The organism is Streptomyces caelestis (genome assembly GCF_014205255.1).
Classification (GTDB): Bacteria; Actinomycetota; Actinomycetes; order Streptomycetales; family Streptomycetaceae; genus Streptomyces; species Streptomyces caelestis.
Genome location: NZ_JACHNE010000001.1, coordinates 6,589,157 through 6,614,028, shown reverse-complemented (window position 1 = coordinate 6,614,028; position 24,872 = coordinate 6,589,157). Strand labels below are relative to the sequence as shown.

Here is a 24,872-nt window from a genome sequence, read left to right as displayed (position 1 = left end):
GTCGTGATGCATCCCCTCCGCGCATGGAGAGCGGCGACGATCTGCTCGAGTTCACGGGGACTGAGAGCGAGTAGGGACTCCCTCCCGGCCGACCCGCAGCTCACTTCCCCCAGGGCGCTGATCGACGGTGGCGCGGCTCCCCGCAACGGGCCGCTGTCGGCTTCACAGGCTCAGCCGCGGTTTCGGTGCGTCCGTGCGGCCCGTCTGGGGGCGGCGGCTGCCCGCGCGGTAGGGGGTCGGCCAGAGGGCGCCGGGGCCCGTGTAGCCCTGTTCGGCCGCCGCGTGCAGTGTCCAGTGCGGGTCGTAGAGGTGGGGGCGGGCCAGGGCGCACAGGTCGGTGCGGCCCGCCAGGATCAGGGAGTTGACGTCGTCCCAGGAGGAGATCGCGCCGACCGCGATCACCGGGATGCCGGTGGCGCCCCGGATCCGGTCCGCGAACGGCGTCTGGTACGACCGCCCGAACTCGGGCCGCTCGTCCGCCACGACCTGCCCCGTCGACACGTCGATCGCGTCGGCGCCGTGCGCGGCGAAGGCCCGGGCGATCTCGACGGCGTCCTCGGCCGTGGTCCCGCCCTCGGCCCAGTCGGTGGCGGAGATCCGGACGGTCATGGGCCGCTCCCCCGGCCAGACGTTCCGTACGGCGTCGAACACCTCCAGCGGGAAACGGAGCCGCTTGTCCAGCGAGCCGCCGTAGGCGTCGGTACGGCGGTTGGTCAGCGGGGAGAGGAAACCGGAGAGCAGATAGCCGTGGGCGCAGTGCAGTTCGAGCAGGTCGAATCCGGCCCGGGCGGCGCGGCAGGCAGCGGCCGCGAACTGCTCGCGGATGTCGGTCAGTTGGGCGCGGGACAACTCGCGCGGAGTCTGGCTGAACGGTTTGTACGGCAGCGCGGACGCGGCCACGAGCGGCCAGTTGCCCTCGTCCAGCGGCTCGTCCATGCCCTCCCACATCAGCTTCGTGGAGCCCTTGCGGCCGCTGTGGCCGAGCTGCACGCCGATCGCGGTGCCGGGTGCCTGGGCATGCACGAAGTTCGTGATCCGTTTCCATGCCTCGGCCTGCCGGCCGGTGTAGAGGCCGGCGCAGCCGGGCGTGATCCGGCCCTCCTCGCTGACGCACACCATCTCGGTCATCACCAGCCCGGCCCCGCCCAGCGCCCGCGCGCCCAGATGGACGAGGTGGAAGTCGCCGGGGACGCCGTCGGCCGCCGAGTACATGTCCATGGGCGAGACGACGATCCGGTTGCGCAGGGTCAGGCCGCGCAGCCGGAAGGGGGTGAACATCGGGGGCGTGCCGGGCGGGCAGCCGAACTCGCGCTCCACCGCCTCCGTGAAGCGGCGGTCACGCAGTCGCAGGTTGTCGTGGGTGACGCGGCGGCTGCGGGTGAGCAGATTGAACGCGAACTGGCGGGGCGGCTGGTCCAGGTACAGGGCGAGGTTCTCGAACCACTCCAGGCTGGCCCGGGCCGCGCGCTGCGTGGAGGCGACGACGGGCCGCCGCTCCGCCTCGTAGGCGGTCAGGGCCTCGCCCAGTGAGTCCTGTTCCTCCAGACAGGCGGCCAGGGCCAGGGCGTCCTCGACGGCGAGCTTGGTGCCGGAGCCGATGGAGAAGTGGGCGGTGTGGGCGGCGTCGCCGAGGAGGACGACGTTGCCGTGCGACCAGCGGTCGTTGACGACCGTGCGGAAGGTCGTCCAGGCCGAGTTGTTGGACTTCAGGGGACGGCCGCGGAGTGCTTCCGCGAAGATCTTGGCGCAGCGTTCGATCGACTCGGCCTCGCCGAGTTCGTCGAAGCCGGCCGCGTGCCAGACCTCCTCGCGCATCTCGATGATCACGGTGGAGGCGTCGGGGGCGTACGGGTAGCCGTGGAGCTGCATGACGCCGTGTTCGGTCTCGGCGGTCTCGAAGCGGAAGGAGTCGAAGGGGAAGTCGGCGGCGAGCCAGATGTAGCGGCAGCGGTGCGGGGTGATTCGGGGGTGGAAGACGTCCGCGTAGGCCTCGCGCGTGGTGCTGTGGATGCCGTCCGCCGCGATGACCAGGTCGTGGGTCTGCGGGAGTTCCTTCGGGGCCCCGGTGTGGAAGCGGAGGCCGACGCCGAGTTCGCGACAGCGGGTGTGGAGGATCTCCAGGAGGTGTTTCCTGCCGAGTGCGGCGAAACCGTGCCCTCCGGAGGTGTGGCGGGTGTTGCGGTGGACGATGTCGATGTCGTCCCAGCGCATGAAGTGTCTCTGGAGGGCCTCGTAGACGTGGGGGTCCGCGTGTTCTATGCCGCCGAGGGTTTCCTCCGAGAGGACCACGCCGAAGCCGAAGGTGTCGTCAGGGGCGTTTCGTTCCCAGACGGTGATGTCGCGGGTGGGGTCGAGGCGTTTGAGGAGGGCGGCGGCGTAGAGGCCTCCGGGGCCGCCGCCGATGACGGCGACGCGTAGGGGGTGGTCGGGCTTGGCCTGCGGGTGCGGGTCGGTTGTGGCTGGTCGCGCCCCGCGGCGGAGCCGCATATCGACACGGCCCCACGCCCCTGAGGGCAACTCACTCACCGTCCGCTCCATTTGGGAGGGCGCTTTTCTGTGAACGCCGCGTGGAACTCCGCGTAGTCCTCGCCTGTCATCAGGAGGGCCTGGGTGGAGGCGTCGAGTTCCACCGATGCCGCCAGGGGCATGTCCAGTTCTGATGTGAGGAGGGCCTTCGTCTGGGCGTAGGCCAGAGCTGGGCCGTCTGCCAGGCGGCGGGCCAGTTCTTGTGCTGCCTCATCCGCCCGGCCTTCCTCCGTCAGTTCGCTGATCAGGCCGATGCGCTCCGCCTCGGGGGCGCGGACCGGGTCGCCCAGCATCAGGAGGCGGGTGGCGTGGCCCAGGCCCACGACCCTGGGCAGGAGGTAGGCCGCGCCCATGTCGCCGCCGGAGAGGCCGACGCGGGTGAAGAGGAAGGCGAAGCGGGCCGTGGGGTCGGCCACGCGGAAGTCGGCGGCCAGGGCGAGGACCGCTCCGGCGCCGGCCGCCACGCCCCGCACCGCCGCGATCACAGGGAAGGGGCACTCCCGGATGGCGCGGACCACCTGGCCGGTCATGCGGTTGAAGTCGAGGAGCTGGGCGGTGTCCATGCCCAGGGTGGTGCCGATGATCTCGTCGACATCGCCGCCGGAGCAGAAGCCGCGGCCCTCGCCGGCCAGCACCAGGGCCCGCGCGGACCGCTCCCGGGACAGCTCCGCGAGCAGGTCGCGCAGGTCGGCGTAGGCGCCGAAGGTGAGCGCGTTGAGCTTCTCGGGGCGGGCCAGGGTGACGGTGGCGACCCCGTCGGTGAGGTCGACGCGCAGGTGCTCCCAGCTCGGGGTGCGGGCGGCGGAGCCGGTGAAGGGACTCATGACGGGCGGCCTCCTCGGGCGGGCACTGCCTCACTGAGCTCTACCCCCCGAAGTTATCACTCATTCGTGACTGTCGTCATGACTGCGCGATAGGCCGTCCGGGTAGGACTTCCACGGGAGCCGGGTGTGAACCGGGCCGGTCACATCCGTCACAGATCGTCCACACCGGCGTAACGGCGGAAGCAGCTGTGCGCGGCACCGCGTTCACCTGGGTAAGCCGTGCGGCAAGGGGGCCGACGGCCCCCCGGCGGTGCCCCTCGGACGCCCCCGAGGAGCAGCGCCGTACCATTCATAAGGTTGAAAGCAGGATGTCCTGCTCCATGAACGGACCCGCCTTGTACGAACTCCCCTCAGCCCCCGCCTCCTGGCGCGTCGCGCTGCCGCACACCGCCGCGGCGGTGCCCGTGGCCCGTACCCTGGTCCGTACGGCGCTGGCCGAGCTGGAGCACGGAGCGGACTGCGACACGGCGGAGCTGCTCACGGCGGAGCTGGTGGCGAACGCCGTGGAGCACACCTCCGGCGAGACGCCGATCGAGCTGGTGGTGGAGCTGATGCCGTCGGGCTGCCAGGTCGAGGTGCACGACACCGACCCGAAGCCGCCCGGCGATCTCACCTGTCCGTCCGGCGAGGTGCCCGACCCCTGGCAGGAGCACGGGCGCGGGCTGCTGCTGATCCGCGCCCTGAGCTCGTCGTGCGGGCACCGGCCGACCGAGTCCGGCAAGGCGGTGTGGTTCCGGCTGCCCGTGATACCGGCTCAGCGGCGTCCGTCGGCCTGACGCGGTTCAGCCGAGGGTCGCGACCAGCACTGCCTTGATCGTGTGCAGACGGTTCTCCGCCTCGTCGAAGACGATGGAGTGCGCCGACTCGAAGACCTCGTCCGAGACCTCCAGGTACTCCAGGCCGTGGGCCGCGTGGATCTCCTGGCCGACCTTGGTGCCGAGGTCGTGGAAGGCGGGCAGGCAGTGCAGGAACTTCACGTCCGGGTTGCCGGTGGCGCGCAGGACGTCCATGGTCACGGCGTACGGGGCGAGGGCGGTGATGCGCTCGGCCCAGACCTCCTTCGGCTCGCCCATGGAGACCCAGACGTCGGTGGCGACGAAGTCGGCGCCCCGGACACCCTCGTCCAGGGTCTCGGTGAGGGTGATGCGAGCGCCGCTGGTCGCGGCGAGGGCGCGGGCCCGGTCGACGACCTCCTCGGCCGGCCAGTAGTCCTTCGGGGCGACGATACGTACGTCCATGCCGAGCAGGGCGCCGGTGACCAGGTAGGAGTTGCCCATGTTGAAGCGGGCGTCGCCCAGGTAGGCGAAGACGGTCTCCGTCAGCGGCTTGGCGCAGTGCTCGGCCATGGTCAGCACGTCGGCGAGCATCTGGGTGGGGTGCCAGTCGTCGGTGAGCCCGTTGTAGACGGGCACACCGGCGTGCGCCGCCAGCTCCTCCACCTTCCGCTGGCTGTCGCCCCGGTACTCGATCCCGTCGTACATCCGGCCCAGTACCCGCGCGGTGTCCCGCACCGACTCCTTGTGGCCGATCTGTGAGCCGGACGGGTCGAGGTACGTCGTCGAGGCGCCCTGGTCGGCGGCCGCGACCTCGAAGGCGCAGCGGGTACGCGTGGAGGTCTTCTCGAAGATCAGCGCGATATTCCGGCCCCGCAGGTACTGCGTCTCGGTCCCGGCCTTCTTGGCGGCCTTCAGCTCGGCGGCCAGCTCGACCAGACCGCGGAACTCCTCCTCGGTGAAGTCCAGCTCCTTGAGGAAGTGGCGGCCGGCGAGGGCGGTCGGGACTGTCGCCATGGGGCGCTCCAGGGATACGACGGTACGGGGACGGCAGGACTACTGGAATACTATACGGAACCCAGCATGTCTATACGTCGGGGCCGGGTGCTCATACGGGCTCCCGTTCGACCGGGCAGCTCATGCACCGCGGCCCGCCCCTGCCCCGCCCGAGTTCGCTGCCCGGGATCTCTATCACCTCGATGCCCTGTTTGCGCAGGTGGGTGTTGGTGGTGGCGTTCCGCTCGTAGGCGACCACGACGCCGGGTTCGACGGCCAGGACGTTGCAGCCGTCGTCCCACTGCTCGCGTTCGGCCGCGTGCACGTCCTGGGTGGCGGTCAGCACCCGGATCTCGTTCAGGCCGAGCGCGGCGGCGATCGCGCGGTGCATGTGCTCCGGCGGATGGTCGGTGACCTTGAGCTCCTTCTCGCCGACGCCCGGTTCGATGGTGTACGAGCGGAGCATGCCGAGCCCCGCGTACTGGGTGAAGGTGTCGCCGTCGACCATCGTCATCACCGTGTCGAGGTGCATGAAGGCCCGCCGCTTGGGCATGTCGAGGGCCACGATCGTCTCGGCGGAACCGGCGGCGAACAGCTTGTGCGCGAGCATCTCGACGGCCTGGGGCGTGGTGCGCTCGCTCATGCCGATGAGCACGGCCCCGTTGCCGATGACGAGGACGTCCCCGCCCTCGATGGTGGACGGGTAGTCGGCCTGTCCCTCGGACCAGACGCGGAAGGTCTCGTCGCGGAACAGCGGGTGGTGCCGGTAGATCGCCTCGAAGTGCACGGTCTCGCGCTGCCGGGCGGGCCAGCGCATGGCGTTGATGGAGACGCCGTCGTAGATCCACGCGGAGGTGTCGCGGGTGAAGAGGTGGTTGGGCAGGGGGCCCAGCAGGAAGTCGTCCAGCTCCATGACGTGGAAGCGCACCGAGGTCGGCTCCGGGTGCACGTCGAGGAACTCGCGCTTGGTCATGCCGCCGACCAGGAGCTCCGCCAGCTCCGCCCCGGGCAGGTGCTCGAAGGCGGCTCTCAGATGGTCGGTGGCCAGCGGGCCGTACTCCTTCTCGTCGAAGACCCGGTCCAGGACGAGGGCCCTGGCCGCCGGGACCTGAAGGGCCTCGGCCAGCAGGTCACCGAAGAGGTGGACGGTGACACCCCGGTCGCGCAGCACGTCGGCGAACCCGTCGTGCTCGGCGCGGGCCCTGCGCACCCACAGCACGTCGTCGAAGAGCAGCGAGGTCTTGTTGCTGGGGGTGAGCCTTTTGAGCTCGAGATCGGGCCGGTGCAGGATGACACGGCGCAGCCGCCCGGCCTCGGAGTGGACGTGGTATGCCATGCCTCCATCCTGACCACCCGAACGCCTGTTGACGCGCTGCTCGCGCGTTTCGGCGAACTCTTGTTTGCGTCCGCCTGACGACAATCAGCCCGGGCCGGGACGTCCCCGCTCCTCCCCCGGTCAGCCGCTGGGCAGCGGCTGGAGCAGCTCCGGGCGGGCCAGCATGCGCCGCGTCGCCCGGCTCGGGCCGAGCGCGGCCCGGGCGACGATCCAGCCGGCCAGGGCGTGCGGCTCGGCGGGGTCGGCGGCCCGTTGCCCGGCATACCGGGCGAGCGCGGCGGCCGCGTTCCCGGCGGCCAGGTACTCGTCCGCGGTGTGCGGGGTGAGGGGGCGGGCGGCGAAGGCGTGCGTGCGCACATCGGGCCAGGAGGTGCGGTCGGGACGTAAGCGGGGGCCTTCATGCCCCGAGGAGGGCGGGGCGACGTTGCGCAGCCGCCACTCGGTGCGGTGCAGCGCGGCGGCCGTACGGGCACGAGTGAGGGCGGCATGCGGGACCGGCTCGCGCAGCCAGCCGTCGAGCGTGCCGGCCAGGCCCGACACCAGGGCCCGGCCCTGCGGGGTGAGACGGCCCTCCACCAGCAGGGTCCGCACGACGAGACGGCTCTGCAGCCGGCGCAGCGCGAAGTGGTACCCGGCCGTGTCGGCCGCCCGCTCGTCCCGCGCCCCGGCCAGGCGGTCCCGCCAGAAGCCCGTGACACCGGTGAAGGCGTACGCGCCGTGCAGCAGCCCGGTCAGATGCCGCGGGTCCGGCCGCCAGGGGGCGTAGTAGCGCTCCTCGCGGTCGTCGTCGAGCAGCGGGAAGAGGTGCAGGAGGGCGGCCAGCTTGCTGTGCTGGAACTCGTGCACCAGCGTCTCGGCGAGGGCCACGGCGGACGAGGGACGGGCGATCACCATCGCCCCGAAGGAGTCCCCGCTGGAAGCGGAGACCAGGACGGTTGGCGGGGCGGGCGGCAGTGTGCCGGTCCGTCCCCAGGGCACGACGGCCCGGATCGCCCCGGGGTCGAACCGGCCGGGTCCGTCGCCGCCCGGCGCGGCCAGCAGGGCGACGGCCTCCTCGAACAGCCGCTGCCACGCCTCGGCTTCCTCGGCGTCGAGCCGGGCGGGTGGGAGGGGGTCGTCCAGGTCGCGGTAGGGATCGAGATCTTCCAGGGGGATGGCGACCGGGCCGGTGGGGGTGCGGTGGGTGAGGGTAAGCAGGGGAATCCAGGCACCCGGGCCGGGAGCGTCCGCGGCCGGTACCGGCAGGGGCCGCGTCGCCGGGCGGACCGTCACCGACACGGTGCCGCCGTCCCGGGCCGGGCCGGACAACGTCAGTTCGCCCCCGCTCGTACGGGCGCGGCCGACCGTCGATCCCCCTTCGGCGTCGGCGAGTCGGGCCCTTCCCAGCCCCGGCAGCGACAGTCCGCCGTCGGTGAGGGGCACCCGCAGGTCCGCCTGCGTACCGGCCCGCACGGAGGCCGCGAGGGCCAGGGCGCACAAGTAACCGGCCTCCGCCCACAACGGCGGACCCGACGCCGTGCCGTGCAGCCGGCGCAGCAGGTGGGCGAGCCAGCCGCCGGTCGCCGGAGCGAGCAGCAGCCGGTCGACCGGCCCGGGTGCCAGCGCGGCGGCCTCCTTGAGGACGTCCCAGGCCTCGGCGGCCGGGCTCAGCGGGGTACGGAGCGTGTCGAGCCGGTCCAGCAGGGTCCGCAGCAGCAGCAGCCTCCGCGCCCGCTCGGCCCGTTCGAGGAAGGCGACGGCCTGTGCGGAGCCGCCTCCCGCGGCCAGTTCCGCGAAGATCCGCTCGGGCATGCGGAACGGGACGGGGCGCGGCTCGCTGGGCATGCGGAACCTCCGGTCACGGGTGCGGGCATGCGGCCCCGGCGGTCTTCGAGGCCTCCGGGACCTCATGCCGTCGGGGGCTGGAGGGCTACTCGGCGCGGGCGGTCCCCTCACCGCCCCCTCGGATGCTGTCGCGTGCGCGCAAGACCTCGCCCAGCAGGCGGGCCGAGGAGGGCAACGGGGCGAGACGGTCCACCGCGGTCAGGGGCAGCCCCGCCAGGTCGGCAAGATCCGACTCCCATACGCCGGTACCAGCAGCGGTGGCCGGCTCGGGGACGGCGGCTTCGGCGTGGCACAGAGCGGGCGGCTGGTCCAAGATGCTCCCCCTTCTCGCACGGCGGCACACGATGCCCCGTGCCCGTGTCCATGTCCATCATGGCCATTCCTGCCCGGGTCGAAAACCGTACGATCACGCCACCCGATCATTTCTGATCGCGCGGACGTCCGACCGAGGCCGCGAACTCCCTTAGAGCAGCGCCCAGTTCGTCCTTGCGGTCCGGATCGTCGTCGAGCGAGACAACGGCGTCGAACAGCTCCCCCAGCATCTCCGGCCGGCCCCGGGCCAGCCTGTTGAGGATGCCGACGACATCCGTGCGGGCCTTGCTGTGACGAGGCACCGTGGCAGTGACACGGGGGTCCAACGTGGCGACGACGGCCTGCCGTTCGACGGGGTCCCCCATCAGCGGATAGGCGAGGAGGGCGTCCACGGCCCGCTGCAACGGTGAAGCCGGGCGCGCCTCGCCACCCCCTTGAGCCGGCGTCACGATCTCGGTGCGCTCGGGGCTCTGCAGCCGAATCTCCGGATACTGGAGAGTACGTCCCGCTTCCCTGAGGGCCGCGATACGTGCCCGCACGGCCGGAAACAGTCCCTCCGGATCGGGTGTGGCGGGCAGGACGGCGGTCTGCCCGGCCAGCAGCCCGAGGAGGATCTCGGAGAACAGCCCCGTACCGCGCTCGGGGTCGTTGGCGGCGACCCGCCCGCGCCCCGCCGCCCGCAGCAGCGTCTGCCGGTGGGCGAGGTTGCGCCGCCCCACCGGTAGGGCGTCCGGCGGCAGTTGCTCCCTGAAGGCGAGGTCCTCCTCGAAGGTCTCGCAGGCGTCCACGATCCACAGTTGCTCCCCGAAGGCCGGTACGGCGTCCCCCGCGTACCGGTCGAGCGCGGAGTCCAGGTCGATGCCCAGCTTGTCGGCGGTACTGGCGTCGGCACAGAACAACCGCAGATGCCCGGCCCGGTCGAGAACACCGTGCCCGCCCCACCACACCCACAGGACATCACCCTCGGCCAGGGGCAGTTCCCGGACGAGGACGCGGCGCAGGGTGGCGTGATCGGCGGGTCGGTAGGAGACCTCGGGGACGTACGAGGGCAGCGGGGCGAGATGGAGCCGGAGCTGGCCGTCCGGCACCCCGGCCGCCCGCAACAGCCGGTGGAAGGCCACGGCGTCCCGGGCCGGCCCGGGCAGGTCCCAGCCGGGTCCGGCGTCGTACCGCTCGACACCGACGATCAGCGCGTGCACCCGGGCGGGATTCACGGCAGCCGGTCCACGATGTGCCGGTAGACCTCGGGGTTCGTCCAGTAGGCGCTGTGCGAGGCCGGGAAGGGCTGACGGCTGTCGACCCGGACGTCCGTGATCCGGCCCGGGAACAGGCCCGCGCCGAGGTAGGAGAGCAGGTCGCGAGGGTCGTACAGGTTCAGCCAGTCGGGCATGTGCGGCGGAAGCGGGGCGGGGTGTTCGAGGGAGGGCAGGGATCCGGACTCGTACAGGAACGGCCCTTGGGATCCCGCCGTCACCAGGAGCCGGACCTGCGGCAGCGGAGCGGAGATCAGGGTGTCCAGGGCGATGATCCCGCCCAGGCTGTGGCCGACGAGGGCGACGGGCGGTTCCAGGCCCGTGACGCGATCACGCAGGTCGGTGCGGACGGCCTCGCCTCGGCTGAGGTAGCGCAGGATGTCACCGGCGGCCGGATGGGCGGCTTCGGTGAGGGCGCGCCTGCGGCGCACGGCGGCACGCGATGCCGCCGAACCCGCGACCCGCAGCACCAGGGAGCGCACCCCGCGTTCCGCGCCCCGGGGCTGTGCACCAAGTGCGACGGCGAGCCGGTCGGCGACGGCGTCACGCCGGTCGCCGACCGGTACGAGCGGAGCGTCGGAGTCCAGGGCGTCGGCGACGACCCGGGCGGTCAGGCTGCGGGCGGCGAGGGTCGCCAGGTCGTCGGGGGCGAGGGCACCGGCGGCGGGTCCGAGCACGGGATGAGCCGCCAGGTCGTGGGCGGCGCGGGCCAGCCCCGGTCCCAACTCCGCGGCGCCGGAGTCCCCTTGGGCTGCGAGGGCGGCGAGGCGCGCCCGCATCGCGTGCTCGGGCGGCAGGGCACCGGGCGCCCTCTCGGTGACCGGCGGAGCACCGGCCGCGGCGAGGGCGAGTTCGGCGTACGGATCGGCGTAGAGGGCGGCCCAGGCGGCGGCCGTCTCGTCTTCCGGGTGCCGCTCGGCCAGGTCCCGGGACGTGCCGCCCGGCTCCGCCGGCAGACTGGCCCCGCCCGCCGCGAGCGTGGCGCCGTGCGTGCCTCCCCAGTAGTACGGCACGATGCGAAGTCCCTCGCGCAGGGCGGTCAGTCCGGCCGCCACGCGCTCCGCAAGCTTCGAGAAGCCTGGTTCGCGCACCCCTGTTCCATGGATGAAGACGACTGTCGCCATGTGCCCCCCGTGACACCGGTGCAGAGTTGTGTACGACTGCCGGTACGCCGTCAAGTTACCAGTACGCTAAGGAGGTTGGGGTTGACCAGGCGTGCGAGGACCCATCCACGGCCCGGTCGCCGGCCACGACAACTGGACACAGGGGGACGCAGTGAGCGCTGACGCGGTGGTCACGCATTTCCTGTTCGCCTCGGCCCTGGTCCTGGCGATCGGCCATGGCGCCGGCTGGGTGGCACAGCGGCTGAAACAGCCGTACATCGTGGGCCAGTTGACGGCCGGCATCGCCCTCGGTCCGTCGCTGCTCGGCAGCACGGCGCCGGAGGCATACAAGCTGCTGTTCCCCCAGGAGATCGGCATCGCGCTGACCGGGCTCGCGCAGTTCGCCCTGGTGGTCTTCCTCTTCGCGGTGGGGTACGAGCTGGATCTGACGATCCTCGGCGACCGGGCGCGTACGGCGGTGACGGTGGCGCTGGCGGCGTTCGTGGTGCCGATGGTCGTGGGGAGCGGCTGCGCGCTGCTGTTCCGGGAGCAGTTGCGGGCCCTGGACATGCCCGTGCTCACGACCGGCATGGTGCTGTTCGCCGGGGTCGCGCTGTCGATAACGGCCGTACCGGTACTGACGGCCATCGTGCGGGAGAACGGTCTGGCCGACACGGTGCCGGGGGTCCTCGCGGTGTCCGCCGCCGGGCTGCTCGACGTGATCGGCTGGACGGTGCTGGCCGGGACGATGCTGGACGGCGAGAGCGGGGGGCACGCGCTGGGCTGGCAGTGGCGGGCGCTGGTCGCGGCCGGTTTCGCCGTTGTGATGCTGGTGGCGGCCCGGCCGGTGCTGCGCAGACTGCTGTGGCGGACCCGGACGGAGCCGTCCCTGCGGCTGGCACTGCTGATCGGATTCGCCTGCGCGTCGGCGTCCGTGACGCAGTTCCTCGGGCTGCACGCCATCTGCGGCGCGCTGCTCGCGGGGATCGTCTGCCCGCGTCAGGACGACGGCACGCTCGATCCGGACCTGCTGCGGCCGCTGCACGTGGTCAGCTCGCTTCTGGTGCCCTACTTCTTCGTCTTCTCCGGGCAGTCGGTCACCCTCAACAACATGAATGCCACCGGGTGGATCACGCTGCTGGTGGTGACGGTGCTGGCGGTCACCACGAAGGTCGGCAGCGGCGTGGTGGCGGCCCGCATGGGCGGCCTGGACCGTGACGACGCGCGGACCGTCGGTGTCCTGCTGAGCGCCCGCGGCCTGACGGAGCTGATCGCCCTCAACGCCGGCCTCCAGGCGGGCCTGGTGAGCAAACCCCTCTACACGGTGCTGGTCTTCATGGCCCTCGCCACGACGCTGCTGACCCAGCCTCTGCTGCTCCTGGTCCGCCGGCTGGCGGACCACGAGCCGACCCGCGTCCCGGACCGTGCCGGGACCGTCACGCCGCTCCAGGACCGCGTCGCCGACGCCCCGCTGCCCCCTCAGCCTTCGGACGGCGCACCGCCCACGCCGGTGGCGGACGCGGGCTGACCTGCCCGGGGCGTCACACGGGTGACACCCCGGGCGAGGCCGCCGCCTACAGCGGCATGGGCGCCATGTCGCACTCGATACGGCGGCCCTGGCGGGCCGCCAGCAGCCACGGGTGCTCGGCACGGACCACGCGTGCGAAGCCGTCCGTCGCCTTGCGCTTGAGCTCGTCGGCCTCCGCCCTGCGGCCCAGACCGAGCAGGTCGAGACCGAGGTTCGCCATGCACGACAGCGTCAACGGGTGCTCCTCGCCGGCGATCTCGGCGAGCAGCGGCAGATTGGCCTGGTCGATCTCGTGCGCCCGCTCGAAGTCGACGCGTGCGTAGGCCGTGTTGGCCTGGCCGAGGGCGACGGTGAGCGTGGTGACATGCCGGGACCCCACCCCCGCGGTCAGCCGGCGCGCGGCGTCGTCCTCCAGCTTCTGAGCCTCGTCCAGGGCGCCGAGCGCGCGCAGGGTGGCGGCCAGGTTCGCCTTGGTCAGCAGGGTGTACGCGTGGTCTTCACCGAGGCGCTGCTCGAATCGCCGCAGAGTCACCTCCGCCAGTTCCCGGGAGCCGTCGACGTCACCGCGCAGGCGCCGGTCGACGGACACGTTCGTCGCCGTCGACATGGCGTCGAAGTGGTCCTGGCCGTAACGGGCGATGAAGCGCCGCAGCGTCTCCTCCGAGAGCTTGGCCGCCTCGTCGTGCGCCCCGTCACGGCGGAGACAGACCGCGAGATTGCGGGCGATGCGCAGGGTGAGCGGGTGCTCCTCACCGAGTTCCGTGCGCGCTCGGCGATACGCGTCGTCCTGGAAGTCGCGGGCGCCGGGATAGTCCCCGCTCTCCCGCATGTCGATGGACAGGGCGTTGAGGGTGTTGAGGGTGAAGAAGCTCGCGGGGCCGAACAGCAGCTCACGCTGCTGGGCGTTCTCCCGGTCCAGCGGCAGCGCCTCCCTGAACCGGCCGCACAGCCGCAGGGCGACGCCCCAGGCGTGGGTGGCACGCAGCGTCATCGGATCGTCCGGGCCGAACAGGGAGCGGGCCAGCTCGGTGGCCTCCTGCGTCAGTGCCCGCGCTTCATCGAACCTGCCCTGGTAGCCGCGGGCGTCGGCCATCTCGCACAGCGAGTCGATCAGGTTCTCCGGGTCGATGTCGGTGCGGCGGGAGATCTCCAGGGCCTTCTCGGTGAGCGGAATGGACTCGGGAACCTGGCCGTTCTGCCGCAGCAGGAATCCGAGGCTCTTGGTCATCCGCAGGACGTGGATGTCGTCCTCGCCCGAGGATCCGATCCAGGCGCTCCAGGCCTGGCGGGCGAAGTCGGCGGCGCCCACGTGGTCGCCCCAGTAGTAGAGGAACCAGACGGTGTCGAAGACCAGCTCCCGCACATAGGTGTCGGTACTCGTCACGGCCTGGGACGTGAGCACGTGGGGCAGCAGCGCCTGGTACGCGCGCCATTCCAGTGACGAGCCGGGGGGACCGGGCTTGGCGGCCGACAGCAGCTGATGGGCGGCGTCGCGCATCCGCTCCCGCTCGTCGGCGCTCAGCTTGGCCAGGAGCACGGTCTGCAGCAGGCGGTGCATCTGCAGGGTGTCGGAACGCGGGTCCACCCGGACGAGGGAGAACTGGCTGAGGTCGCGGACGGCGCGGTTGAGTTTGATCGACTCCCGCAGCAGCGGGTCGACCTCGGGCGTGACGTTGACACCGCGGCTGCCGCGCAGCATCGCCCTGGGGATGGGCTCGGGGGCCATGCTGGCGCAGATGTCGAGCAGCTGCCGGGCGCCGGGGTTGTTGTCCTTGATCCGCTCCAGCGAGATGTCCCACGCGGCGGCGACGGAGACCGGATAGTCGGGAGCCGGATCGAGCTCCAGGATCTCGGGACTGCGCTGCGCGAGCAGATCGAGGTATTCGTCGACCTGCATGCCGGTCACCGCGCGCCAGGCTCCCGCCTGCTCGACCGCGAGCGGCAGGTCGCCCAGTGCCTCGGCGAGCCGGCCGGCGTCCTCGGTGGACAGGTCGGGCGAGCGCTTCTGGAGCAGCTCGATCGACTCCTCGCGCTCGAACACGTTGACCGGCAGCGAGGTGGCCACCCGCTCCCAGGCCCGGTTCCGGGAGGTGACGATGACCTTCCCGGGGCCGTTGCTGGGGAAGTAGGCGCGCACCGCGTCGACGTCCTCGGCGTTGTCGAAGACGAGCAGCCAGCTGTCGTACGGCTTTCCGGTGCTCAGCGCCTCCAGTACGGCCGGCACGGCCGTGTTGGCGGCCGGGGCGCCGAGGCTGTCCTGGCCGGTGGGGGCGACGCCCAGCTGTGCCGCCAGCTGGGCCAGCGCGGCCAGGATGAGGCTCTCCCGCTCGGCGGGGATCCAGCAGATCACCCGGTAGTCATGCTGATGGGTGTAGACGTACTCGAGTGCCAGCTGGGACTTGCCGACGCCGCCGAGGCCGTGCAGGGCGTTGGGCAGCACCGCGGCCGTGTCCTGCGAGCCCAGCTGCTCCTCCACGGCCCTCAGCAGCGCCTGCCGGCCGACGAACGACGTGTTCCGCAGAGGCACGTTCACCAGTAGGGCGGCGGGCGTTCCGGTCGCGGTGGTCGGCATGGGGGGCTCAGCCTCCGAGGGATCTTGTGGGGTGGCGTCTGTTACCAGGGGTGGCACGGGTGGTTCTCCAGCTTCGTTGGGGCCGTTCGACGGTGGCAGACTTCCCGTTCCGTCGGGCGATGCCCCATCATCCGCACTGTTCACCTCAGAGGGTGTAATTCCGGACATTCCAGGACTCACTCGTTCGGCGGCACCGGGCCCGCGGGCTCTGGAGAGTCCGGGTTCGATACGGCGGGCCCGCTCGGAGTACGGCCCCGAAAGCGCCCGCATCACGGCGAGCTCACTCCGCATCCAGCTCCGCTCGGACGGGTCGGGCAGCGTGGCGCCCATCGGATCGCGCAGGGCGGCGCGCAGCGCGACCCCCCGGGCGCCGGCGGCGGGCAGCTCACCGACCACGCTGACGGTGTGGGCGAGTTGGCTGCGGGTGGTGGTCGCGAGCAGTTCCTCGCGCACCCCGTCGGCGAACTCGGGGCGCCCCTCGCCGCCGCTGTCCCAGTCGATCAGCCCGCCCATCAGGATCTCGGCGAGGTGGTCCGGTCCGGTCTCCGGCATGGTGCGCCGCCTCAGCTGTTCCACGAGGTCGAACTCGAAGGGAACGGCGGCGAGTTGGGTAGCGAGCCGACGCGCGGCCGGGGTGGCGAGCGTGAAGAAACGGCGCACGGCGGCCTTGGCGGCGCGCGGGAAGCGAGGGGCGCGCAGGCCGGGCGCGGGCGATCCCTTGGTGAGCGTGCCGGCCAGGACGACCGGCAGGGCGCGGCGCACTCCGCGCTCCCCGGTGACGAGGTCGGCCCAGGCGGCGAGGGAACCGGGCTTCAGGGAGAGCACCGGCACGGGCACGGAGGCGTCGCCCGCGTCGGGCAGCGGTCGCAGGGGGTCGGGGCCGCCGGGCGGCGCCCAGTGTTCGAGCCCGTCGTTGGCGGCGCCGAATCCGCCGGCCTCCAGCACGGCCGGGTACGGGTAGAGCGAGGTGCGGTGGCGCAGATGCGGCGCCAGCAGGTGCACCAGGGCCGTGGGGCCGGCATGGGCGAGCCGGCCGAGCAGGTCGTCGGCGGCGGGCGAGGCCCAGCCGTGGGCGAGTCCGTCGGTGACCACGAGGAAGACGCGGTCGCCACGGCCGTCGAGGAGTTCGGCGGGGTCGGCGGCGGCCCGGGTGGCGGTCCAGCGCAGGGTGGCGGTCCCGGTGCGCGGCACGTTCACCCGGACCGTGCGCACGGCCCGGAAGGCGCCGCTGTGCTCGGCGGCCTGGGCCAGACGGGCGGTGGACTCCTCCCAGATCCGCAGTGTGGGCGCGTCGTCGACGAGCATGACCAGGTCGAAGGCCGCCGTACGGGCGGGACGCAGGAAGGGCATCCACATGCCGTCCACGACTCCCTGCTCGGCGGTGGTCTCCTCGTCGAGTTCCAGGGTGTCGCGCGACGGCACGCGGCGGGCCAGGTGGTGCAGGGCGCGGGCGAACCGGGCGGTGGTGCGCCCCGGGGCGTGCCGCGGGCGGTCGTCGGCGGGCAGCAGCGGCTGCCCGAGGCGCAGGGTGTAGCGGCCCTCGGCGTCGGGTAACAGGCGGGCCGCGGTGGGCGCTTCTTCGGGGAGGACGGCGGCGAACCGCGGCCGCGGCTGGTCGCCGGGGCCCTCCGGAAGGGCCGGGGTGGCGGAGGCGGGGGACTGCTGCGGGGGGCTTACGGCGTCGGGGGCGGCGCCGGCCGGGCGGGGTTCGTCGGCCGGGGGCGTTTCCGGCCGGTTCGCTTCGTCCGTTCCCTCCGGGCGGACAGCGGGCGGGGCCGAGGGCGCGGCCACACGGCCCGGCGCCGGTTCCGGGCGGGACGTGCCCGGGCCTCCGTGGTGGCTCCAGTACGCGGCGAGCCAGACGGCGTCGGCGACGTCCTGCCAGCGCGGGACGGGCTGTTCCAGGGTGGCGTGGGCCGGTGCTCCGTGCTCTGTCGCCTCGTCGGCGGATTCGGGGAACGCCGAAGGAGGCGACGATCCCGAAAGGGGAAATCCGTCGCCGAGCCCGGATGCGTGCTCCCTGGGATAACCCTTCATTCAGCGGCCCTTCGCGAGGTCGCGTAGGAGCATTTCCACGAGCTTACGCCCGTCACCGTCGGCCTGGAAACCACCCGCGGTAGTCATCTGGACAGCGTTGAGCAACTGGTCCAGGGAGTGGGTGCCGCCGGCCTGGACGCGCTGCACGAACAGGTCGACCAGGTCTTCCGTGCCCCGCGGGCGGGTTCCGAGGTGTCCTTCGACCATGGCCAGGAGTTGTTCGCGGCTGGGCGTGCGCATCTCCAGTGGCAGGCAGCGCCGACGGAAGGCCGCGGGGAATTCGCGTTCTCCGTTGCTGGTGATCACCACGACCGGGAACTCCCGGCACTCGACCCGCCCGTCGCGCACCTCGGCGCGGCCCCCCGGGTCGCTGGTGTGGACGCGCGCCGTGTCCGCGGCGTCGCGCACCAGCTCGGGGACGTCATAGCTTCCGTTCTCCAGGACGTGCAACAGATCGTTCGGCAGGTCGATGTCGCTCTTGTCGAGTTCGTCGACGAGAAGCACACGGGGACGATCGTAGGGCAGCAGGGCGGTCCCCAGGGGGCCCAGGGTGATGAAGTCACCGAGGACTGGGGGAAGTTGACGAGGTTTTTGAGGAAGCGCGGTGTTGACGTCCTCGGCTGGGGCGGCGCCTTCGGCCGGATCCGGACCGTCCGCCCGCCAGGCCGCGATGGCCTGGGCGCGGCCCATGGCGTCATGGGCGTAGATGCCGTCGCGCAGGGTCGTGCGGCTGACGATGTTCCATTCCAGGACCCGGCCGAGGCCGAGCTCACGCGAGATCAGATAGGCGAGGGTGGACTTGCCGACGCCGGGCGGGCCGGTGATCAGCAGGGGCCGGCGCAGCAGCAGCGCGGCGTTGACGATGTCGATCTCTTCCTCGCCCAGCTGCGGGGTGACGTCGCCGGGGCCCAGGCGGCGCAGCGCGGCCTGCGGGTCGGCCGGGGGCACGGGGGACGGCGGGCCGCCGCGGAACCGGCGCCAGGGCGGCGGTTCGGGCAGTGCGGGCGGGACGGCGGGGGCACTGCCCGTGCCGTGGAAGATCCGCCAGCCGTTCGGAACCGTCTGCTCCTGCGCGCTCATGCCGATGCCTCCTCGCTGGCGAGATCGCCTGGGTCGCTGGGCTGAACATCCACGGGACGCGTTGGATCGTCCCAGAAAAAGCCAATATGTCTACCCAGTAGTTCACCGGGTCCGCGCCCCTCGCTCTCGGCGTTCCTGCGCAGGAGATGTACGGCCACCGGGATCCTCGCCGGCGTGGGCGCCGCGGCGAACAGGGCGGTCACCACCTCCCGGCGCTCCTCGCGGAAGACACCTCTGCGGTCCCAGATCGCGAGTCCTATCCCTTCCGCTATGGCGGCCTTGAGGGCCTCCAGGGCCATGACGTCGGCCGGCGCGTCGAGCACCACCGCCGTATGTCTGGGTTCCCCGGCGAGCCCGGCCTGCCACTCGCCGAGCCGGCCGCCGTCCCGTTCGCGCCAGCCGTGCACCAGGACGCCGTGCTCGCGCAGGGTGTGCCAGCGCTCCCGCCACTGGTCCAGGACAAGGGCGTCGTCCGTGCGCATCCGCTCCAGACTGCGCAGGTGCACCCCGTATTTCAGGCTGAGCGGCAGCGGCTGCCCGTCGCCGACCCGGAAGGTCAGGCCCGCCACATCGTGGTTGAGGAGGTCGTAGGGAAGGACGAACTCGATGTACGGCGGCGGCTGCCGGCGTCCACTCGGATCGGGGTCGCGGGGCGCCGCCCACAGGCGGGCGCCCTGCCGTAACGCGCGCTGGACGGCCGTGCCGAGCTCGTCGAGGGTGGTCGTGGCGGGTTCGCCCGGCTGGGGGTCCCAGCGGCCGGGAACGGTGTTGAGCCAGGGGCGGACGACGATGTCGCCGGTGCCGTCCCGTGCGGGTTCGACGGCGACGACCAGGCAGCGCGGGATGTCCGGGTCGCTCCGCACGGCGCCGCGCGCCTGCCGCCGTTCCTCGAGCGCGCCGGTCAGGCCGTGCTCCGCGGCCCAGCCGTCGACCCAGCCGGACAGGGCGGTGCGGTGCCCCGCAGTGGCGGCGAGCCGGGCGGCGTGGTCGATCAGGAGGACGGCGGGGGGCAGTCCGTCCGGCTGCACGTTCCAGTCCAGGACGTGGGCGAGGAGTTGTTCCGGGGTGAGTCCGGTGGGCAGGTCGAGGCCGTTGAGGTCCTCGACCAGGGCGTCGCGCAGCCGGGCCGCGGGGAGTTCGCCCAGGGCGAGGAGGGAGCGGGCGCGGGTCGTCTCGCCGCGGGACAGGGGGCCCTGGAGGGCGGGGGGCGGGGCGGGCGCGAGCCACTGGTCGAGCAGCTGGTCGAGTTCGTCGCCCGCCAGGTCTCCTTCGAGGATCCGGACCACCTCGACCAGTACGCGCTCGCCGCCCGGCATGTTCAGCGCGGCGCGCACCAGCAGCACCACGTCCTCGCGCAACTTGACGCCGCGCAGGTCGATCTGACGACCCAGCAGATCACCCAGCACGACCCCGAAGTGCAGCCGCCCCTGCGCGTCCTCCATGCAGCCGAGGCCGCACAGGGCGTTGGTCATCCGTAACAGCAGCCGTAAGCCTTCCGCGCGCCCCGCATCGCCCCCGGGTTCGCCGAACCCCGCGTGTGTCTCCACCGACTTTCCCCCTGAGCCGGTACACCTGCCTGACCGACCAGCGAAGTTAGCACGGCAACCAGCGGTTAACCAGGGACGAATGTGATCAGAAGGAAGACGTCCGGCCAGGATCGTCCCAGGCGGGACAAGCCTGGCCGGATTCGAGCGGCACCTGGCTCACAGCCTCGGGTCGACCGGCTCCGACTCCAGGGCCAGCACCCCGAACACCGCCTCGTGCACCCGCCACAGCGGCTCGCCCTCGGCCAGCCGGTCCAGGCCCTCCAGACCGAGCGCGTACTCGCGGATCGCCAGGGACCGCTTGTGGTTGAGGAACCGTGAGCGCAGGCGGGCCAGATTCTCCGGGCGGGTGTACTCGGGGCCGTAGATGATCCGCAGGTACTCGCGGCCGCGGCACTTGATGCCGGGCTGCACCAAGCGGCCCTGCGTGTCGCGGACGAGTGCGCCGACCGGCTTGACGACCATGCCCTCGCCGCCGCGGCCGGTCATCTCCAGCCACCAGTCGACACCGGCCCGGACGGATTCCGGGTCGTTCGTGTCGACGTACAGCCGCCGGGTGGTCTGGAGCAGGCCGCTGCCGTCGTGCTCGACGATCCGGTCGAGCAGGGCGAGCTGCTCGTCGTGCGGCAGTCCGGCGAGGCTGCGGCCCTGGACGGCGAGGATCTGGAACGGTGCCAGGCGGACGCCGTCCAGGCCGTCCGTGGTCCAGCAGTAGCGACGGTACGCCTCGGTGAACGCGGCGGCGTCGGCGGACCGTTCGCGGGTGCGGGACAGCAATGCGGCCACGTCGACGCCCCGGGCCGCCGCGCCCTCCAGCGCGGCCAGCGCGCCCGGGAACACCGCGCCGGACGCGGCACCCACGGCGGCGTACTGCGATCGCAGCAGCCCGGACGCCTTCAGCGACCAGGGCATCAGCTCGGCGTCGAGCAGCAGCCAGTCCCCCGCGCCGGAGGCGCTGTTGGATGCAGCCAGCTCGTCCCAGAGGCCCGCGTCGCCGATCGCCGTGCGCACCCGGTCGAGGATCTCCTCGGTGAGTGAGGCGTCGTCCAGGAACGGCCGGCCGGTGCGGGTGTAGAGGGACCCGGTGGGGCCGTCCACACCGAAGCGCTTGCGGGCCGTCTCCGCGTCCCGGCACACCAGGGCCACCGCCCGCGAGCCCATGTGCTTCTCCTCGCACACGACCCGCGCGACACCGTCCGCCGCGTACTGCGCGAAGGCCTCGGCCGGGTGCTCCAGGTAGCCCTCGACATGCGAGGTCGCGGTCGGCGCCATCGTCGGCGGCAGGTACGGCAGCAGCCGCGGGTCCACCGCGAAGCGGCTCATGACCTCCAGGGCCGCGGCCGCGTTCTCCTCGCGGATCGAGATCCGGCCCTGGTGCCGGGTCTCCACGACCCGCCGGCCGCGCACGTCCGCCAGGTCCAGCGGGCGGCCGTCCTGCCCGCCGGGGGCCTCGGCGCGCAGCGGCTTCACCGGCTCGTACCAGACCCGCTCGGCCGGTACGTCGACCAGCTCGCGCTCCGGCCAGCGCAGCGCGGTGAGCTTGCCGCCGAAGACCGCGCCGGTGTCCAGGCAGATGGTGTTGTTCAACCAGGTCGCCTCCGGAACCGGTGTGTGCCCGTAGACAACAGCCGCCCGGCCCCGGTAGTCCTCCGCCCACGGATAGCGCACCGGCAGCCCGAACTCGTCGGTCTCCCCCGTCGTGTCGCCGTACAAGGCGTGGCTGCGGACCCGGCCGGAGGTGCGGCCGTGGTACTTCTCGGGCAGCCCGGCGTGGCAGACGACCAGCCGGCCGCCGTCGAGGACGTAGTGGCTGACGAGGCCGTCGATGAACTCCCGGACCTCGGCGGCGAACTCCTCGCTCTCGTCCGCCATCTGCTCGACGGTCTCGGCGAGGCCGTGGGTGTGCTGGACCTTGCGGCCGCGCAGGTACCGCCCGAACTTGTTCTCATGGTTGCCGGGCACGCACAGGGCGTTGCCGGACTTCACCATCGTCATCACACGGCGCAGCACGCCCGGGCTGTCGGGGCCGCGGTCCACCAGGTCGCCGACGAAGACGGCGGTCCGTCCCTCGGGGTGGACCCCGTCGGTGTAGCCCAGCTTGCCGAGCAGCGACTCCAGTTCGGCCGAGCAGCCGTGGATGTCGCCGATGATGTCGAAGGGGCCGGTGAGGTGGGTCAGGTCGTTGAAGCGCTTCTCGGTGACGACGGTGGCCTGCTCGACGTCCTCCACGCCCCGCAGGACGTGCACCTTGCGGAAGCCCTCGCGCTCCAGGTGCCTGAGGGAGCGGCGGAGTTCGCGGATGTGGCGCTGGACGACCCGGCGGGGCATGTCCGCGCGGTCGGTGCGGGCCGCGTTGCGCTCGGCGCACACGTTCTCGGGCACGTCGAGCACGATGGCTATCGGCAGGACGTCGTACTGCCGGGCCAGCTCGACGAGCTGACGGCGCGCCTCGGGCTGCACGCTGGTCGCGTCCACGACGGTGCGGCGGCCCGCGGCGAGGCGCTTGCCCGCGATGTAGTGCAGGACGTCGAAGGCGTCCTTGGTGGCGCTCTGGTCGTTCTCGTCGTCCGAGACGAGACCGCGGCAGAAGTCGGACGAGATGATCTCGGTCGGCTTGAAGTGCCTGCGGGCGAACGTGGACTTGCCGGAGCCGGAGGCGCCGACGAGGACCACCAGGGAGAGGTCGGTGACGGGCAGGACGCGCCCCGTGCGTACGTCGGTCATGCCGCCTTCGCCTCCTTCGGGGTGGTCAGGGTGAACACGGCCATCTGGGTGGGCGGACCAACCTCCGGGTCGTCGGGGCCGACGGGTACGAACTCGGCCTCGTACCCGTGCCGTGCGGCCACCGCCTCCGCCCAGGCCCGGAACTGCGCGCGAGTCCACTCGAAGCGGTGGTCGCCGTGCCGGACGTGGCCGGCCGGGAGGCTCTCCCAGCGCACGTTGTACTCGACGTTCGGGGTCGTCACGAGGACGGTCCTGGGGCGGGCGGCGCCGAACACGGCGTACTCCAGGGCGGGCAGCCGGGGCAGGTCGAGGTGCTCGATCACCTCGCTGAGCACGGCGGCGTCGTACCCCTTGAGCCGGTGGTCGGTGTACGCGAGCGAGCCCTGGAGGAGCTTGACGCGCGCGGCCTGGCGCTCCCCCATGCGGTCCAGCTTCAGCCGCCGGGAGGCGATGGTGAGCGCGCGCATCGACACGTCCAGTCCCACGATCTCCGTGAACGCCGGGTCCTTGAGCAGCGCCTGCACCAACTGGCCCTGGCCGCAGCCGAGATCGAGCACCCGGGCGGCCCCGGACGCCTTGAGCGCGGCGGTGATCGCCTCCCGGCGCCGCACGGCCAGCGGGGTGGGCCGCTCCTCGGTCTCGGTCTCCGCCTGGACCGCGTTGTCGATCTCCTCGACCTCGCTGTCGTCCGCCTCCGCCAGCCGCACCAGCTCCAGCCGCTCCGTCGCCTGCCGGGTCAGCGACCAGCGGCGCGAGAGGTAACGGCTGGTGATCAGCTGCTGCTCCGGGTGGCCGGGCAGCCAGCCCTCACCGGCGCGCAGCAGCTTGTCGACCTCGTCGGAGGAGACCCAGTAGTGCTTGGCGTCGTCCAGGACCGGGAGCAGGACGTAGAGGTGGCGCAGGGCCTCGGCGAGGGTGCGGTCCGCGGACTCCAGTTCGAGACGGACGTAGCGCGAGTCGCCCCACTGCGGGAACTCGGTGTCCAGCGGCACGGGTTCGGCTGTGACCGTCCAGCCCAGCGGCTCGAAGAGCCGTCGTACGAGCCCGGGGCCACCGCGGGCGGGCAGCGCAGGGAGCTCGATGCGCAACGGCCGGGGCAGGGCGGGCAGTTCGGGCCGGGCGTTGCAGACGCCCTTCATCGCGCTGGAGAACACGTTGCTCAGCGCCACGGCCAGGAGGGAGGAGGCGGCGTACGGGCGGTCGTTGACGTACTGCGCGAGTGCCGCGTCCGGGGCGCCGCCCCGGCCCTTGCCCTTGCCGCGCCGGACCAGGGCCACCGCGTCGACCTCCAGCAGCAGCGCCGCCGTGCAGCGCTCGGCGTCCGCCTCGGGGTAGAGGACGTGGGCCGTGCCGTAGGACGTGGAGAACGCCTGCGCCTTCTCGGGATGCTTGTGCAGCAGGAAGCCGAGGTCGGTGGCGGGGCGCTCCGGTGTGCCGGTGGTCGTGAGGGTCAGAAACACGGTGGGTCGACCTTTGATCAGTGGCCTGAACTGCGGGTACGCCCCACCGTACAGAGCCGGCACCGGCAGCACCCGAGAATTTTCGCTAGCCTCGCGATCGACCGGGCGTTCGAGGGGGATTCAGGAAGAGCGCCCACGCACGCGGAGATGCGGAGGCCTCACGTGACAGACGCCGGGACCAGCGCGGGACCCATCGACACCGGCAGACCCCACTCGGCACGCATGTACGACTACTACCTCGGCGGGAAGGACAACTACCCGGTCGACGCGGAAGCGGCCGAGCAGGTGATATCCCTCTTCCCCGCCGCCAGGGAAATGGCGCGGACCAACCGCGCGTTCATGCACCGCGCCTCCCGTCTGCTGGCCGAGCGGGGTGTCCGGCAGTTCCTCGACATCGGAACCGGCATTCCGACCGAGCCGAACCTCCACCAGATCGTCCAGAGGGTCGCCCCGCAGGCCCGCGTGGTGTACGCGGACAACGATCCGATCGTCCTCCGGCACGCCCAGGCCCTGCTGCACAGCACTCCGGAGGGAAAGACCGCCTACGTCCACGGCGACGTACGCGAACCGGGAAAGATCATCGCGGCGGCACGGGAGACGCTCGACTTCACCCGGCCGATCGCGTTGTCCCTCGTGGCCCTGCTGCACCTGGTGGGCGACGAGGACGAGCCCGGCCGGATCGTCCGCGCACTCCTCGAACCCCTGCCGTCCGGCAGCTACTTGACGCTCTCCCACGCGACGGGCGACTTCGACCCGGAGACCTGGGAGCGGGTCGTCGAGGTGTACCGCAAGGGCGGGACGGCGGCGCAGGTGCGTACCCGCGACGAGTTCTCGGCGTTCTTCACGGGCCTTGAGCTGGTGGATCCCGGCGTGGTGCCGTCCGCGCGGTGGCACCCCGGACTCGGTGAACAGCGCGATGGCGGCGGCGGGGGCGAGGAGATGCCCCTCTACGTGGGGGTCGGCCGCAAGCCGTGACGGGC

The 24,872-nt window shown here is 72.3% G+C and carries 16 protein-coding genes; 3 read left to right on the top strand and 13 right to left on the bottom strand.

Features of this window, described 5'->3' with window-relative positions; all coding sequences use genetic code 11:
- Positions 1–162 precede the first annotated feature (162 nt).
- Both HDA41_RS30235 and HDA41_RS30230 read right to left on the bottom strand, forming a co-directional pair.
- Positions 163–2,538 carry a bifunctional salicylyl-CoA 5-hydroxylase/oxidoreductase gene (locus HDA41_RS30235; RefSeq protein ID WP_184989537.1) on the bottom strand — a complete coding sequence of 792 codons (2,376 nt, stop codon included), beginning with the start codon at positions 2,536–2,538 and terminating at the stop codon, positions 163–165.
- Positions 2,523–3,350, bottom strand: a complete 828-nt coding sequence (locus HDA41_RS30230) for an enoyl-CoA hydratase family protein (RefSeq protein WP_184989535.1) — start codon at positions 3,348–3,350, stop codon at positions 2,523–2,525. The genes HDA41_RS30235 and HDA41_RS30230 overlap by 16 nt, the downstream gene beginning before the upstream one ends.
- Positions 3,351–3,658: 308 nt before the next feature.
- Here HDA41_RS30230 and HDA41_RS30225 point away from each other — a divergent pair, with 308 nt between their 5' ends.
- On the top strand, positions 3,659–4,126 hold the full coding sequence (locus tag HDA41_RS30225; protein ID WP_184989533.1) for an ATP-binding protein: 468 nt from the start codon (positions 3,659–3,661) through the stop codon (positions 4,124–4,126).
- 6 nt (positions 4,127–4,132) lie between these two features.
- On the opposite strand, the gene argF is transcribed toward HDA41_RS30225, so the two are convergent.
- The 6 genes from argF to HDA41_RS30195 form a co-directional block, all read right to left on the bottom strand.
- On the bottom strand, positions 4,133–5,140 hold the full coding sequence (gene argF / locus HDA41_RS30220; RefSeq protein WP_184989531.1) for an ornithine carbamoyltransferase: 1,008 nt from the start codon (positions 5,138–5,140) through the stop codon (positions 4,133–4,135).
- A 91-nt stretch (positions 5,141–5,231) separates the two neighbouring features.
- Positions 5,232–6,455, bottom strand: a complete 1,224-nt coding sequence (locus HDA41_RS30215; protein WP_184989528.1) for an arginine deiminase — start codon at positions 6,453–6,455, stop codon at positions 5,232–5,234.
- Between the two features lie 120 nt (positions 6,456–6,575).
- The gene (locus HDA41_RS30210; protein WP_184989526.1) at positions 6,576–8,279 is read right to left on the bottom strand and encodes an HEXXH motif domain-containing protein; all 1,704 of its coding nucleotides are present in this window, start codon (positions 8,277–8,279) and stop codon (positions 6,576–6,578) included.
- 85 nt (positions 8,280–8,364) lie between these two features.
- Positions 8,365–8,592, bottom strand: coding sequence for a hypothetical protein (locus HDA41_RS30205; RefSeq protein WP_184989524.1), 228 nt, complete (start codon positions 8,590–8,592; stop codon positions 8,365–8,367).
- A gap of 106 nt (positions 8,593–8,698) precedes the next feature.
- Positions 8,699–9,805 (bottom strand): effector-associated domain 2-containing protein, encoded by a 1,107-nt coding sequence (locus tag HDA41_RS30200; protein ID WP_184989522.1) that lies wholly within the window; start codon positions 9,803–9,805, stop codon positions 8,699–8,701.
- Positions 9,802–10,968 carry an alpha/beta fold hydrolase gene (locus HDA41_RS30195; protein ID WP_184989520.1) on the bottom strand — a complete coding sequence of 389 codons (1,167 nt, stop codon included), beginning with the start codon at positions 10,966–10,968 and terminating at the stop codon, positions 9,802–9,804. The genes HDA41_RS30200 and HDA41_RS30195 overlap by 4 nt, the downstream gene beginning before the upstream one ends.
- A 151-nt stretch (positions 10,969–11,119) precedes the next feature.
- Here HDA41_RS30195 and HDA41_RS30190 point away from each other — a divergent pair, with 151 nt between their 5' ends.
- The gene (locus HDA41_RS30190) at positions 11,120–12,475 is read left to right on the top strand and encodes a cation:proton antiporter (protein ID WP_230299650.1); all 1,356 of its coding nucleotides are present in this window, start codon (positions 11,120–11,122) and stop codon (positions 12,473–12,475) included.
- Between the two features lie 46 nt (positions 12,476–12,521).
- Here HDA41_RS30190 and fxsT read toward each other — a convergent pair whose 3' ends face one another.
- The 5 genes from fxsT to HDA41_RS30165 all read right to left on the bottom strand — a co-directional run bounded on the left by fxsT (position 12,522) and on the right by HDA41_RS30165 (position 23,892).
- Positions 12,522–17,084: an FxSxx-COOH system tetratricopeptide repeat protein gene (gene fxsT / locus HDA41_RS30185; protein WP_184989518.1), complete on the bottom strand. Its 4,563-nt coding sequence runs from the start codon at positions 17,082–17,084 to the stop codon at positions 12,522–12,524.
- A complete protein-coding gene (locus tag HDA41_RS30180) occupies positions 17,085–18,164 on the bottom strand; it encodes an AAA family ATPase (RefSeq protein ID WP_184989516.1) in 1,080 nt (359 codons plus the stop codon).
- Positions 18,161–19,636 (bottom strand): VMAP-C domain-containing protein, encoded by a 1,476-nt coding sequence (locus HDA41_RS30175; RefSeq protein WP_221511639.1) that lies wholly within the window; start codon positions 19,634–19,636, stop codon positions 18,161–18,163. The genes HDA41_RS30180 and HDA41_RS30175 overlap by 4 nt, the downstream gene beginning before the upstream one ends.
- A gap of 231 nt (positions 19,637–19,867) precedes the next feature.
- Positions 19,868–22,432: a polynucleotide kinase-phosphatase gene (locus tag HDA41_RS30170; protein WP_184989512.1), complete on the bottom strand. Its 2,565-nt coding sequence runs from the start codon at positions 22,430–22,432 to the stop codon at positions 19,868–19,870.
- Positions 22,429–23,892: a 3' terminal RNA ribose 2'-O-methyltransferase Hen1 gene (locus HDA41_RS30165; RefSeq protein ID WP_184989510.1), complete on the bottom strand. Its 1,464-nt coding sequence runs from the start codon at positions 23,890–23,892 to the stop codon at positions 22,429–22,431. Before HDA41_RS30165 ends, HDA41_RS30170 begins: the two co-directional genes overlap by 4 nt.
- Positions 23,893–24,054: 162 nt before the next feature.
- Here HDA41_RS30165 and HDA41_RS30160 point away from each other — a divergent pair, with 162 nt between their 5' ends.
- A complete protein-coding gene (locus tag HDA41_RS30160; RefSeq protein ID WP_311772163.1) occupies positions 24,055–24,867 on the top strand; it encodes an SAM-dependent methyltransferase in 813 nt (270 codons plus the stop codon).
- Positions 24,868–24,872: the final 5 nt, after the last annotated feature.